Origin of the sequence: Allohahella marinimesophila, assembly GCF_039538005.1 — a bacterium.
GTDB lineage: Bacteria > Pseudomonadota > Gammaproteobacteria > Pseudomonadales > Oleiphilaceae > Allohahella > Allohahella marinimesophila.
The window spans coordinates 239646-253343 of sequence record NZ_BAABBO010000009.1 but is presented as its reverse complement, the minus strand read 5'-3'; the positions used below and the strand labels follow the sequence as shown (position 1 = coordinate 253343).

The 13698-nt window shown below is 56.7% G+C and carries 12 protein-coding genes; 7 read left to right on the top strand and 5 right to left on the bottom strand.

Features of this window, described 5'->3' with window-relative positions; genetic code table 11:
- Window positions 1-5 precede the first annotated feature (5 nt).
- Window positions 6-557: a YceB family lipoprotein gene (locus ABD735_RS09820; protein ID WP_344805825.1), complete on the bottom strand. Its 552-nt coding sequence runs from the start codon at window positions 555-557 to the stop codon at window positions 6-8.
- Between the two features lie 120 nt (window positions 558-677).
- On the opposite strand from ABD735_RS09820, the gene ABD735_RS09815 reads away from it, so the two are divergent.
- Together ABD735_RS09815 and ABD735_RS09810 are read left to right on the top strand one after the other, a co-directional pair.
- A complete protein-coding gene (locus ABD735_RS09815; protein ID WP_344805823.1) occupies window positions 678-1232 on the top strand; it encodes an HNH endonuclease in 555 nt (184 codons plus the stop codon).
- Window positions 1233-1288: 56 nt separating this feature from the next.
- Window positions 1289-2359: an alpha/beta fold hydrolase gene (locus ABD735_RS09810; protein ID WP_344805821.1), complete on the top strand. Its 1071-nt coding sequence runs from the start codon at window positions 1289-1291 to the stop codon at window positions 2357-2359.
- Here the strand turns inward: ABD735_RS09810 and ABD735_RS09805 are convergent.
- A complete protein-coding gene (locus ABD735_RS09805) occupies window positions 2322-3482 on the bottom strand; it encodes a GNAT family N-acetyltransferase (RefSeq protein ID WP_344805819.1) in 1161 nt (386 codons plus the stop codon). The genes ABD735_RS09810 and ABD735_RS09805 overlap by 38 nt on opposite strands.
- A gap of 152 nt (window positions 3483-3634) precedes the next feature.
- Here ABD735_RS09805 and ABD735_RS09800 point away from each other — a divergent pair, with 152 nt between their 5' ends.
- The gene (locus ABD735_RS09800; protein ID WP_344805817.1) at window positions 3635-4090 is read left to right on the top strand and encodes a low molecular weight protein-tyrosine-phosphatase; all 456 of its coding nucleotides are present in this window, start codon (window positions 3635-3637) and stop codon (window positions 4088-4090) included.
- 12 nt (window positions 4091-4102) lie between these two features.
- Here the strand turns inward: ABD735_RS09800 and ABD735_RS09795 are convergent, their stop codons facing one another.
- The 3 genes from ABD735_RS09795 to ABD735_RS09785 all read right to left on the bottom strand — a co-directional run bounded on the left by ABD735_RS09795 (window position 4103) and on the right by ABD735_RS09785 (window position 7134).
- Entirely contained in the window at window positions 4103-4927 is an 825-nt protein-coding gene (locus tag ABD735_RS09795) for a CpsD/CapB family tyrosine-protein kinase (RefSeq protein WP_344805815.1), read from the bottom strand.
- A gap of 3 nt (window positions 4928-4930) precedes the next feature.
- Complete coding sequence (locus ABD735_RS09790) at window positions 4931-6484, bottom strand: GumC family protein (protein ID WP_344805813.1); 1554 nt, start codon at window positions 6482-6484, stop codon at window positions 4931-4933.
- Window positions 6485-6606: 122 nt separating this feature from the next.
- Window positions 6607-7134, bottom strand: a complete 528-nt coding sequence (locus ABD735_RS09785) for a VPLPA-CTERM sorting domain-containing protein (protein ID WP_344805810.1) — start codon at window positions 7132-7134, stop codon at window positions 6607-6609.
- Window positions 7135-7556: 422 nt separating this feature from the next.
- Here ABD735_RS09785 and ABD735_RS09780 point away from each other — a divergent pair, with 422 nt between their 5' ends.
- The 4 genes from ABD735_RS09780 (at window position 7557) to ABD735_RS09765 (ending at window position 13626) form a co-directional block, all read left to right on the top strand.
- Window positions 7557-8945, top strand: coding sequence for a glycosyltransferase (locus ABD735_RS09780; RefSeq protein WP_344805808.1), 1389 nt, complete (start codon window positions 7557-7559; stop codon window positions 8943-8945).
- Window positions 8942-9457: a glycosyltransferase gene (locus ABD735_RS09775; RefSeq protein ID WP_344805806.1), complete on the top strand. Its 516-nt coding sequence runs from the start codon at window positions 8942-8944 to the stop codon at window positions 9455-9457. Before ABD735_RS09780 ends, ABD735_RS09775 begins: the two co-directional genes overlap by 4 nt.
- Window positions 9454-11115 carry a VPLPA-CTERM-specific exosortase XrtD gene (xrtD, locus tag ABD735_RS09770; RefSeq protein WP_344805804.1) on the top strand — a complete coding sequence of 554 codons (1662 nt, stop codon included), beginning with the start codon at window positions 9454-9456 and terminating at the stop codon, window positions 11113-11115. Before ABD735_RS09775 ends, xrtD begins: the two co-directional genes overlap by 4 nt.
- 114 nt (window positions 11116-11229) lie before the next feature.
- Window positions 11230-13626 carry a tetratricopeptide repeat protein gene (locus tag ABD735_RS09765; protein ID WP_344805802.1) on the top strand — a complete coding sequence of 799 codons (2397 nt, stop codon included), beginning with the start codon at window positions 11230-11232 and terminating at the stop codon, window positions 13624-13626.
- The last annotated feature ends 72 nt before the right edge of the window (window positions 13627-13698 follow it).

The following is a 13698-nucleotide window of genomic DNA, read 5'->3' as shown; positions in this document are numbered from 1 at the left end:
GCGCGCTAGTCCGATTCTGGCACGAGGGTCAGCTTACCCTCGAGAACCTTGATCTGCATGGCCTTGAGGCTGCTGATCCGGCTGGCCATCGAGTCCGCCTCAAGCCGATACACCGGCACCTGCTCCAGGTACTGTGTCACCACAGCCATGATCTGCCGGGTGACTGGTTTGAGATCCTGCTTGATGAAGGGCAGCTGGAGGTTTGCGTCGTTCAGTGCAAAGCGACGGACGTACACCGCCTTTTCTTCGTTATCGAATACAGGCGTGCCTTCGATATCCAGCGAAAAATCCGCCGGTATGCTGGCCAGCAGCGCATTCACCGATGCCGTGCCACCAAGCTTCAGCCGAATCACCTCCCGGCCATCAGGCCCGATATCGACATCGGCATCGTCGATCCTGAGCCCAAGTGGAGAGCCGGATTTCAATTGCTGGCGGTCGAACTCCTGCAGCGTCTCGAGCAGGTAGCCCTTGAGTTCGGCTTCGCCGATGGAGTAAGGGCTGAGCGAGGCGCAACTCGCGAGCAAAAGCAGCGTGGAGAGCATAAATGTGCGAAACATGGCAGGAATCATAAAATAAACTGGCCTTTTTGGCAGACGGTAATATTGTCTTAACATGATTTCTTTTTAGTGTGATCTAAGTTAGTGTTTCCTGGCAAAACTTCGATGGAGTAGCTGCGTATGTCGCCGATGTTACCATTGGTACTGAAGATCACCCCTTCAGGCATGCCTCAATGCTGGATAGACGTGTACGCGGCAGTCAACGAGATCACGACTGACAGGGTACTCTACAGCTTTGGGGATATCTGCTCTACCCTGCATGGCGGTATCAACCGTATCGGCGTTCAGTCAGTCCTCGAGATTCCGCAGATTCTGGTTGGCCGCAGCAATCCCAAGGTCATGCCGACTACACCATCACTGCACAATAAACATCTGTTCGCTCGCGATGGCTATCGTTGCATGTACTGCGGCGACGCCTTTCCCCAGCATCTCCTGAGTCGGGATCATATCATTCCCATCAGCAGAGGCGGTCGCGATATCTGGACGAATGTTGTAGCGGCCTGCAAGCGCTGCAACAACTACAAGGGCAACAAGATGCTGGAGGAGTGCAGTCTCGAGCTGCTCGCAGTCCCTTACCGCCCGAACCGACATGAGTATCTGTATCTGTCCAATCGCCGGGTATTGGCGGATCAGATGGAGTTTCTCAAAAAGGGCTTTCGCAACCTGGTCGCCTGATATGCGGTGACTGGGCAGGCGAAAGCAGGATTTGCTTCACCAGAACCGAGGTCACGTTGTTCGCTACCACCGTTTCATCCCGTTGCCGTCCCTGCCGCCAGCCGCTTGCCGCGCTGTTGATATTCCTGTCGCTGTTCATGGCCGGCTGTGACGAGACGAAGAACGACCTGTTCGACTATGTGCTCGATTACGAGCGAGGTCTGGGGCAGCTGGTAGTCGACGAGATCAATGTTGCCGGGCTAAACATCACCTTCCTCAGATCGGAGCGCTTCAACCCGCCTCGGCGTTCGATCGATGTCGATGAGCAGTCGGCGGCGCTCGACCGTGAGAACGAAGCACTCAAGGACACTACCCCGCGCGAGGTGCTCGTGCTCCTGCATGGCTTTGGCGGCGATAAAGACAACTGGGTGCGCCTGGCAGCAGAGCTTGGGCAGCAGTATACGCTCATCATTCCGGATCTCCCCGGTCATGGGGAATCCAGCAAGGACCTGGCGCTGAGCTACGACCTGCCGCAGCAGGTCACCCGGCTGCGAAATTTCCTGCGCAGCCTCGGTCTGACCAACTTCCACCTCGCTGGCAATTCAATGGGCGGCGCCATTGCCTCGCTATATGCTGCGCAGTATCCGGATCAGGTCGAGACGCTCACTCTGTTCAATCCTGCTGGCATCTACGAAGTCGAAAGTGATTTCATCAAAGGGCTCGGCGAAGGCAACAATGCGCTGATCATTGGTTCACCGGAGGAGTTCGACGAACTGATCGGCTATGCCATGGCCGATCCGCCATTCATACCCTGGCCACTGAAATCCGTCATGGCCGAGCGCGCGGCGGCTCAGCAGGAAGTGCTGGAAAAGATTTATGCCGACCTGACGCCGGAAGAGCCGAACTATGAGTTCAGGGATATCATCAGGAACATCAGGTCACCTACGCTGGTGTTGTGGGGCGCACTGGACCGTGTGATCGCTCAGGGCAATGCGGAGGCCTTCACGCTGCTGATACCGAACGCGCGAAAGTTCATTTTCGAGGATGCTGGCCATATGCCGATGCTCGAGCGTCCCGAAAAATCGGCGGAGCTCATGACATCCTTTATCGTCAATCAGGCGCGCGTGGCGCCGGCTCCGGCGCCCTGAACGGCAGATAGCTGCAGGCTTCCTCAAAATAGGCCTCGACCTGCGGCTTTTCACGCTCGAGAAAATCTGCGATCGCTGCTTCGAAGGCGGGCTCTGCAATGATGTGGTTTGAGAAGGTATAGGTTGGGCGAAAGCCGCGCTGTAATTTGTGCTCGCCCTGTACGCCAGGGTCAAAGCGCTGCAGACCTTCCCGGATACAATAAGCAATACCCTGGTAGTAGCAGGTTTCGAAGTGCAGGAAGTCGAAATCGGCCTTGCACCCCCAGTAGCGCCCGTACAGCGTATCCTTGCCTCTGAAGTTCAGCGCCCCCGCTATATAGTCGCCGTGACGTTTCGCCATCACCAGCACCAGGTGTTCCGGCATGATGGCCGAGAGGGCGCTGAAAAAAGCCCGATCGAGATAGCCACCGTGACCGCTACGCCGCGCGTAGGTGATCTGGTAGAACAGGTAGTAGTCGTCCCACATGGCCTCGCTGATCTCGTGTCCACTGAGGACCTCGAATTCGATGTCCGCGGCACGAACCTTCTCCCGCTCCTTCCGCAGATTCTTGCGCTTGCGAGAACTGAACTCGGCGAGAAAATCCTCGAAGCTGGTGTAGCCCTCGTTGCGCCATTGAAAATGCACCGCACTTCGCTGCATGGCTTCGTCCTTCAGGGCATCAGAGACGGCCTTCGTAGGGAACAGCAAGTGCCACGATGAAAACTCGTGCGCGGCCGTAGCCGCTCTCACTGCCTGAATGATCGAGCTGTGAATGTCGGCTTCGTGCTCGCCCTCCGCAATACAGATGCGAGGCCCAGTGATTGGGGTAAACGGAATGGCAGTAATCAGTTTGGGATAGTATTCACGGCCGTAGCGATGGAAGGCATCCGCCCAGGCCCAATCGAAGACATACTCGCCGTAGCTGTGCGTCTTGAGATACGAGGGGGCGACTGCGACGAGCTTGTCGCCGTGGTAGACGAGAATGTGCTGCGCCAACCACCCGCTGTCATCGCCGACGGCGCCGGTGTCTTCGAGGGCCTTCAGGAAGGCATGACGCACAAAGGGGTAATCATTTCCGACGATAGCCTGCCAGGCAGCTTCGTCGACATCGGAAATGCTCGGGGCAAAAACTGTTCGGTACATGATACAGAAGGCTCGGGTGATAGAGGAAAGGGCGGATTGCGGCCATAGTCGGGGAACGGTACCCTAAACCGTCTTGCCAGCCTGGTCGGCTCGGCTATTCTTGTTCTTACGTCGCGTAGTCATAGGCGGCATCACTCTCGGGTTTACCAGTCATGCAAAACACGCTAGTCATCAAGCTGTTGGTCGTGTGCGTCGGCAACATCTGCAGAAGTCCCATGGCGGCTGCGCTGTTCGAAAAAACGAGCGATGCGGAAGTGAAGTTTGAAGTTCGATCCTCTGGTATCGCGGCGTTGGTGGGTAACTCTGCTGATCCGCACTCGGTCACGCTGTGCCGGGAGCTTGGTCTCGACATCGACAGTCATGTTTCACGCCAGATCAGCGATGAAGATGTCGCCTGGGCAGATGTGATATTCGTCATGGATACGGAACAGCAGTTCTATATCGAAAAGAACTATCCTGAGGCGGCAGACAAGACCTTCCGCCTGGGTGAATTGGATGACGTGGAAATTGAAGACCCCTATACCGAAGAGATAGAGGCTTTCAGGACAGCGCTCGAAGCTATCCGGCGAGGGGTCAAGGGCTGGCGGCGGAAGATCATGAACGGCTAGCGAAGCCCCGGATTACGACTCTTTCTGGCCGTAATAATAACCGTAGGTGTTACGGGTCTGCTCGCACTTGTTGAGTACGGTGCCGAGCAGAGGATTGCTACCGATGCACTCGATGGCATCCTCTATTTCTTCCCGAGTGTTCCGGCCGTCCTCGATCACCATGAGTGAACAGTCGATATAGGGCAGGAAAACCAGCACATCATCCGAAACCAGGATAGGCGGTAGATCAAAGATCACATAGCGGGCCTGATAGCGATATTTCAGTTCCTGCACCAGATCGGCAACCCGCGCACTCGAAATCTCTTCAGACGAATTGAGAATGGGTTTGGTGCCAGGCAAGAGTACCAGGCGCTCCAGATTCGGGTGAATCAGAATATCTTCTATTTCGGCATTGCCACTAATGTAGTCGTGGATGCCAACCTCAGGGGCGAGCCCGAAGTATTTTGCTACTGTCGGTTTTCGCAGGTCCATATCCACCAGCAGTACAGTCTGGCTCGACTGCATGGCGATGCTTACCGCGAGGTTGCAGGCAGTCAGGGACTTGCCAGCCTCCGGGGTAGGCGCGGTAATGCCTAAGGTCGTCCACTTGTTCCTGCGCATCTGCTGGAGCACTTTGGCGCGAAGGATGTGATAGGGCGATGACATTGGATCGCTCTTGTTGTGAGCGACCAGACGGTTTTTCCCAAGCGTCGACTCATCGAGGTCGACACAGCGGGTGCGCGTGTATTCGATGACGCCCGGCTCGTAGCGTTCGTCAGTGTTTGCCGGCACTTGCTGGCGTTTGGGCGCGTTCTGCTGTTCACGCAAACGCGCGATGATGTTGTCGAATTTTTCCATAACTCAGAACCGGCTGGCGACTTTCAGGAGCAGAAGATCGATTGGCATGTACAGCAGGTGCACCGCGAGCAGGGTAACGCCCACCAGTGCGGCAGTAGCCATCAGACTGTACCCAATGGCTCGTCGGCCTGCACTGAGCTCGGCCTCTGTCCTGATGTAGGGGATTTCGATGAGAGGTTTGGCCTTGGTGATCTCCTTGATGGCTTCAGAGCCACGAATGCTGCGATCACGGAAGCCAATGAGCAGAACGATGCCGATGGGCAGACCGAAGGCCAGTACACTGCCCATGGCGAAGACTTTGGGCCGGTTGGGCTTTTCCGCTGAAGTAGGCAGCAGCGGTGGCTCAAGAATCGAGAAACGTTCAGCCTTGCGACCCTGTTCCAGGCTTTCCGACATGCCGGCTTCCATGGTCTTGCCGCGAATCAGGTTGTACTGCTCAACCTTGGCGACGTAATCGCGATTCAAGGCCGCCAAGCCCCGCTCGACCTGAGGAATGGCGATGATACGCTCTTCCAGGTCGGCAATCTTATCATCTTCGGCAATCTTATCTCGTCGCAGCGCCTTTACCTGCGCATCGATTTCCGCGAGTTGTCCTCTGATCGTCAGCTCTTCGGGCGATAGTCTGCGCTGTTCATCGCTCGGCGCCTGCGATTCGAGAGACTCAATCTGAGAGCGTAGTTCGATCAGATCCGGATGCTGCTCCTTATACTTCAGCGACAGTCGTCGGTAGTCGTTGCGAAGTTCGTCGAGATTGTTCTGGGCTACCGAGCTTCCGCCAGCCAGCTGGCTGCGCAACAGGGTCAGCTGGGTCGTCAGCAATTCGCCCTGACTTACGGCGGAAGTAATACTGCGGTCGATGGCATCGGCCTTGCGGCGCGACTGGTCCAGCATATCCACATACAGGTCGAGGTGCTCGGGCAGCGTATCCTTGTTTTCGAGCTTGAACTCGGCCACTGCCAGCTCCGTCGCATCAAGCTGCCGTTTCACCTTCTGCGCCTCGCCTTCCAGAAACTCGGTGGTTTCGGAAGCGCGTTCGGTTCGAGCCTTCACGTTCTCGCTCAGGAACAGCGTGACGAGGTCGTTGGCGACACTCTGGGCGATGGCTGGATTCTTCGAATCGAAGGCGACGGAAAATGCGATCGCCGTTTCATTGGCGCGTCGGCTACCGGTCTGCGACTCGATGACGGTGATGGTGATATTTTCACGCACGTCGTCGAGCAGCTCATTGAGTTCAGCGGGGGTGCCTGACTTATCGAAGTAGGCGTAACGATCGATGATGTCGAGCAGCTTCTCGCGCGTCATCACGCGTTGCTTGATCACGTCGATGCGTTCGCTGGCGAGACTGGTGATCGTGGACTTTACCAGATCAGTGGGAATCTGCTGAGTTTCGACGAGCACGGTGCCGGTGGAGCGGTATACAGGTGGCAAGGCGATCGTGATGATACTGGCCAGAGCCAGGAGGACGAGTATGCCCAGCGCCAGAGCGATTCGGTGGCGTCTGAAGGCAGGCACAAAATTGGACGGTCCGCTACGGGATTCCTCATCAAGGTCGTACAAATCAAACAGCCTCAGAGATACATTTCGACGAGCCTCTGGCTCAGCCTTGAATCGGAGGCGAGTATACAGAAAAAAAGGGCCGAAGCCCTTTCATTTTGTTACCAGATTACTCAGATTGAGAATCAGGCGGCTTTTTTCTTCTTCTTCTTCAGGGAGACACCAGCGTAGCCGGCGATGCCTGAGAGGAAGAGCCAGGCTGCTGCGGGCAGTGGCACAGGGTTAACGTCGCCAGCGAGTGTCGTGACATTGATATCGCCGGAGAAGCCGTAAGTCGCGTTGGTGCCGTCGACCACGGTCATGAGCATGAGGTAGTTACCCTCGCTCAGGTTGCCAGTCGAAAATGCCGCCCGGCCAGTGTCGGAGAACAATGACTCAGCAACTGTCGATCCGCCCTGCTGGAGCGTGTACTGAACGGCCTGGGCATTTGCGCCGGTGCCAGGGTTCCAGCTGAACTCCCAGGTGGACTCGATGATGTCAGACAGAATGTTGACGTCGAATGAGCCTGGAATGTTGTTATCACCGGTGATGATGTACTGGCCTGAGTAGAAGATATCAAGCGATGAGACATCTGTGTCGACAGACACCGCAGACGCTTGCGCGCTTGCAATGCCAATAGACGCAGCAAGTGCGACTTTTGCAAAACTATGCATGATTATTCCCTTTTAATTGAGGTTTATAGCCCGTCTCCTCGACGCTGCGCGCTGTCCAGCGGTTAACGCCATGAAACGACGGCAAGCGCCCGCGCGAGCGGATTTACTCACCATCTCGGAACGCTAGCATAGCGAGGGACTGAATTCAGTACGTATGTAACTATAGTGTTAAGTTTCGTTAAGTTTATTTGCGTCATCTCTCATCCTGCAAATTCTTATCATCCATTTGGCCCATATGAGACCTGTCTGCATACCCATTCACTGCCGCAATTGATATTATGCGCCCCGTGGGGTTGTCACCAGACGACACACTGTAACCTCAGGCCACATCCGCCTTCATATTCGTCAGTCGTCGTTCAATCAGGGGAGTCAGTTGTCTTATGACGCTGCAGAATAGTACTGGTAGAGCTGTCCAGGAAAACATGTCTGCACCTGAACGTCTTTCTATTATCATTCCGGCGCATAATGAAGCGGCGGTCATAAGTCGTTGTCTTTCATCGCTTCTTGAAGGCTGTCAGGTCAATGCGGCGATGGACGATGCTTCGCTTCAGGTCGTTGTGGTGTGTAACGGATGCACCGATGACACGGCAGCCATCGCCCGAAGCTTTGAGAGCCGTTTCCACCAGCTCCTCGTGATCGAAACCAGTACCGCTTCAAAATCATTCTCGCTGAATTTGGGCGACGAACATGCTGAGCACTTTCCCCGTGTTTATCTGGACGCTGATATCGTGACGACTATTAGCGATCTCAGATTTGCAGCGAGTGCGCTTGAGGCTGATGAAAGGCTGAAATGTGTGGCCCCGGAGATGCGGGTCGACACCAGGCGCTCTTCGCTTGGCGTGCGCGCTTTCTATGCGGTGTGGCTCAGGCTGCCTTATTTCACCGATGGGAGAATGGTCGGGTCTGGTGTCTATATTCTGAGCCAGGCAGGCCGCGAGCGCTTTGACCGCTTCCCCAGCATCATCTCTGACGATGGTTTCGTCAGGTCCCGATTTGAACCACACGAGCGCCTCACGATCAGGGGTTCGTGCTTCACCGTTCAGGCTCCAACTAAACTATCGAGCCTCATAAAGATCAAGACACGGGTCAGAACCGGGAATCTGGAGCTTGAATGTCGTTATCCGGGCTCCCTGATAGGTGGCGAAAATACTGGCGGCGCACTGGTGTCTCTTCTGCGCGCGCGCGCATACCTGCTGCCTGCTGTGCTGCTTTACGTGATTGTGCAGAAGCTAACGCTGCATCGTGCCCGAGCCAGAGTGGCAATGGGCGAGTTCTCTTATTGGGAACGAGACGATAGTTCGCGGCAACAGGCTTCCGAGCGTCCGTTGCGGGTGCTTATGATTGCCTCATCCGGTGGTCACTGGAAGCAGATGCTACGGCTTCAACCCGCCTTCGAAAATGAGCGACTCTACTTCGCCTGCACTGATTCCAGTTACGAGGAGACTATAGGAGACCGGCCATTTTACAGCGTTCCAGAGGGTTCCCTTGCCGGCAAGACTCAGCTCATTCTGCAAGCGCTGTCAGTACTTCGTGTATTGCTCGTGGTACGCCCACAGCTTGTGGTCACGACAGGCGCGGCGCCAGGATTCTTCGCCCTGTTTTTCGCCCGTGTGCTGCTGCGCCCGCTGTCCCGGTTATTTGGCGGTCGCCCAGTGAAGACAGTGTGGGTGGATAGCATCGCAAACGTGGATGAATTGTCGGTCAGTGGTCGCCAGGCAGCTCGTTTCGCTGATGTTCATCTCACTCAGTGGCCGCATCTCGTAGATAGCGTGGCGCCAGGCAAACCTGTTTTTAGTGGAGCCGTCCTGTGAAGGGCGACGAAGTGTTTGTCACCGTGGGCTCGCAGCTCCCTTTCGAGCGTCTGATAAAAGCTGTCGATGAATGGGCAGCAGAGCATCCGGAACAGAGTGTGTTCGCGCAGATTGGTGACACGGTCTACCAGCCGAAGCATATGTCCTTCGTTCGTAGTCTCAAGCCTCGCGAATACAGCCAGCGCTTTTCTCAGGCGCGGGTCGTGGTGAGCCATGTCGGGATGGGTACCATTATTTCAGCGCTGGAACTGGGCAAGCGTTTGGTACTGCTGCCGCGACTTGCCAGCCTTGGCGAGCACCGCTCGGACCACCAACTGGGCAGCGCCAGAAAATTTAGCGACCGCGAAAACATTACAGTGGTAAACGATATCTCCGCTTTGAAAACAGCGCTGACTACCGCCCTGAATTCCGACGTTTCCAACATTCGCAGTGACGCCTCACCTTATGCGTCGGTTCAATTGCTCACGACCATGCAACAGCTGGTCGCTCAGACAAAGGCGGGACATCCGTGACAGACCAGACCTCTTCAGCCGACCTGAGCAGTGCTTCGGCGCCAACCGCTTCAGGTTTTTCCGTCGACCGAATGCTGGCCCTGTGCATGGTGCTTGTGCTGGGCGCTTTCGCCGCGTCACTGTTGAATCTGCTGCAGGTCTGGATGGATTCGGAAGAATATGGCCACGGTCTCATCGTGCCGATCATTGCGCTGTACATCTATTGGCTGAATCGCGAAAAGCTGTCCGGACAGACCATCCAGCCGTCCTGGCTCGGTCTGCCACTTGCGCTGGCAGGTAGCCTGCTGCATCTGCTCGGGGTGATGGCCGATGTGGACGTCGCTGCCTACTACGGGCTACTGATTTCGCTGGCGGCATTACCCATGGCCGCTGGTGGCTGGCGTCTGCTCAGCCAGGCCTGGTATCCGCTGCTGCTGATTCTGTTCGTGATTCCGCTCCCTTACCTCTTGAGCACGCTACTGACTGCCCGGATGCAGCTGATCAGCTCCGACATTGGCGTATCCTTCATTCGATTATTCGGCTTGCCGGTCATGCAAGACGGTAACGTGCTGCACATGGGCAGTTTCAGCATGCTGGTCGAGGAAGCCTGTAGCGGGCTGCGCTACATGTATCCGCTCGTCAGCATCGGTCTCATCGTTGCCTATTTCTATCGTGGGCCTGTGTGGCAGAAGGTGCTGATCGTACTGTCCACGGTGCCCATCACCATTGGCATGAACAGTCTGCGTATCGCGGTGACTGGTCTCATTATCCGATACTGGGGTTCTCAGGCGGCCGAAGGCTTTCTGCACAGCTTTGAGGGCTGGATTGTGTTCATGCTGGCCTTCGCTCTGCTCATGCTCGAGATCTGGGTGCTCACCCGGCTGTTCTCGAACGGTCAGAGCTTTACGCAGCGCCTGGAAATCGTCACGCCGCAACAGCTCGGTCCGGTGCAGCCCACGCGCAGCCCCGTGGCGCGCCTGATGCTGACCACTGCCGTCATCGTGGCCGCTGGGGTCGTGGCACATCTCTACAGCTTCTTAGCCACCGACACCATTCCTGAACGCGAGCGTTTTTCGCAGCTGCCGTTCGTGATCGATGATCGTGAGGTCTTTCCAGATCGGCTCTCCTCTGATGTGCTCAGCGTGCTGCGCCCGGACGATTACTTCATCGGTGACTACAAGCGGATGGCCCGTCAGAGCCTGGGCGAAGCCGGCGCCGCCGAACACACCTTGCTGGCCTCGGCGGTGCCGATCAGCCTCTATCTCGTCTACTACGAAGCGCAGAAGGAAGGCAGTGTGCTGCATTCGCCGCGGGCCTGCCTGCCAGGCGGCGGCTGGGAGCAGCGTGATGGCGGCACTGTGGCGCTCGAGGCGCTTGGCGGGCAGGGCAACGCCAATCGCGTCATCATCAGCCGCGATGGCCGTCGCATGCTGGTGTACTACTGGATTCACCAACAGGGCGTGAACTATGCCGACGAATTCGTCGCGCGCGCTTCACTGTTATGGCAGTCGCTTACCGAAGGCCGGACTGATGGCGGCCTGGTGCGAATCATCGTGCCGCTACCTGACGAAACTGTGCCGGAGGCAGAGCGCAAGGCTGGGGAGGACACCGCGGAAGAAGCGCTTCGTGGCTTTGTGAAAGAGCTTATCCCTTCGCTGCCGCGCTTTATGCCTGGGTGATCAGCACGCCTGAATACTCAGGCTGTGAGCCAATTGCAATTTTTTGTAACGCGACACTCTATAATCGCTGTCGTTGTATGTATCACCGAGTTGGTCGTTAGTATGTGGTCAGTCATGAATTCCAGAGTATTGCTCAGATCCACCCTGTTCGCTTGCGTCTACACAAGTCTCGTCGCCTGTAGTTCGCCAGAAGAGAAGTCCAGGGCGTTCTATGAGAAGGGCGAGTCGCATCTGGCCAGTGGTGATCTCTCTGCGGCCAATGTCGAGTTTCGCAACGCGCTGGAATACGACAAGGGCAATACCGATGCCCTGTTCGGTATCGCCAAGGTGTATGAAGCCGAAGCCAAGTGGCCGGAGCTCTACCGCATCTTGAAGCGGGTGGTTGCGGAGGATCCTGACAATACTGAGGCTCGCGCCCGCTATGCTCGCCTGCTGCTCGCAGCCGGACAGCTCGACGAAGCCCTGAAGCAGACAGCAATACTTGCCAAGGCCCTGCCGGAAGATCCGGACACCTTCGTCATGAGGGCCGGAGCACTGTTCCAGGTCGGGGATGAAGCCGGCGGCCAGGCGGCACTCGACAAGGCCGTTCAGCTTGACCCTGATAACAGCGATGCCTTGCTGTTGATGGCGACACGCAAGATGGCAGAAGGCGATGCGAAGGCAGCGTTGGCGCTGCTCGACCGTGGTGTGAAGCAGACGCCGAAGTCGATGAGCATGCAGCTGATGAAGGTTCAGGCCCTGAATGAGCTCGAAGACTATACCGCGGCGATCGGCGTGTTCCAGCAGCTCGTGGACTACTATCCCGACAATACCGAACTGGTGAAAACGCTGGCGCGACAGTTCATGATCGCTGGCCGCAAGGATGAAGCCGCTACCGCACTGAAGGCGCATGCCGACCGAGAACTGACTCCCGTGTCAGTATTGGCCTATGTGGAGTTCGTACTTGGTGTCGAGTCTGCTGCGGCAGCGGCGAAGGTAATGGAAGGCTACCTGCTGAAGGTCGAGGACCGCCACACACTGATCTTTGCGCTGGCCGATCTGCATATCCGAAATGGGCAACCGGAGCTGGCCGAGAAGCTGATGGCTGACCTGGCGAAAGAAGAAGGCGACAGCGCCATCGGACTGCAAGCGAAGAACCAGCTGGTCTCACTGGCCTATATGGGCAAGGACGTGGAGACGGCAAAGAAACTCGTTGAAGAAGTGCTGGTAGCGGATCCGAAGAATGCCGCGGCCTTGACCCACCGCGCTCGCAATCTGCTCATCGAAGGCGACGCAGAAAGCGCGATTCGGGAGCTTCGGGCTGCCCAGCGTATCGATCCAGGATCAAGCGAAATTCTGCTGCTGCTGGCAAAGGCACACAGACAGCAAGGTGACACGGCGCTGGCCGCTGACTACTACGGCGAAGCAGTTGATGCCGGGAAAGCTGGCACCAATGCCGAGAGCCAGGCTGATCTCGTGGGGGAGTACGCCTCTTTCCTCATGTCGCAAAAGGACTATCAACAGGCCGATACGCTGGTCACGCCTTATGTTGGTGACAACGCCACTTCGGTCAAATTGCTGCAGCTGGCGGCGCAGATCAAGCTCTCGACCGGTCAGTGGACTGAAGCCCAGCGTCTGGCCGAGAGGCTGCACCAGCTTGGTGAAGGCGATGCTACCGTTGAACAGATTCGGGGCACGGCACTCATGCAACAGGCGCAGTTCGACGCCGGCATCAACAGCTTCAAGCAGGCACAGGCTGCTGCACCACAGGGCATCAGACCGATGGCAGCGCTCGTCGGTGCCTACGTGAAAGCTGACAAGCGGGCGGACGCAGAAGCCTTCCTCAAGGATGTTCTGAAAACAGATCCGAAGAATATCTATGCCTACATACTTCAGGGCTCGCTTTTTGCACACTATGGTGAGGCGGATGCTGCCTTGCAGAGCTACGCAAAGGCTCGCGAAGTGGCGCCTGAAAAGGCCGAAGGCTATCTCGAAGGTGTCAATCTGCTCGTGCGGTTGCAGCGTTACAAGGATGCCGAAACCCTGGCCCGCTCGGGTATGCCCAAGGTGGACGACAAGCTGGCGTTGACGCTTGCGCTGGGTCAGTTGCTGGAATCCCAGCGCCGGCCTGAGGAAGCTGCTGAAGTCTACAGCGGCCTGCTGGAGACGAATCCCGAGATGGATGTAGTGGCCAATAACCTGGCATCCATTCTCTCGGCGAGCGAGCAACCGGGCGATCTTGAGCGCGCAGCCAAACTGGCAGAGCGTTTCAGGACCTCGAAGATTCCACATTTTCAGGACACGCTCGGCTGGATCTATTACAAGCAGAACAAACTCTCTGATGCGAAGTACCTGCTGGAGCAGGCCGCCGAAGCCTTTGGTGATCACCCTGAGGTGAATTATCACCTTGGCATGGTACTGGTGGCACAGAATCGCTTCAGCCGTGCGCGTGAATTACTGCAGATGGCTGCAGCCTCAGAAGTTGATTTCGTTGGTCGTCAGGAAGCACGGGACGCATTGGCAAAGCTTTGAACACAAAGGTCCAGAAGGACTGAAAAGACGTCGGATTACCGACGCGTTGATATCGAAACAGGTGCAGGGAGA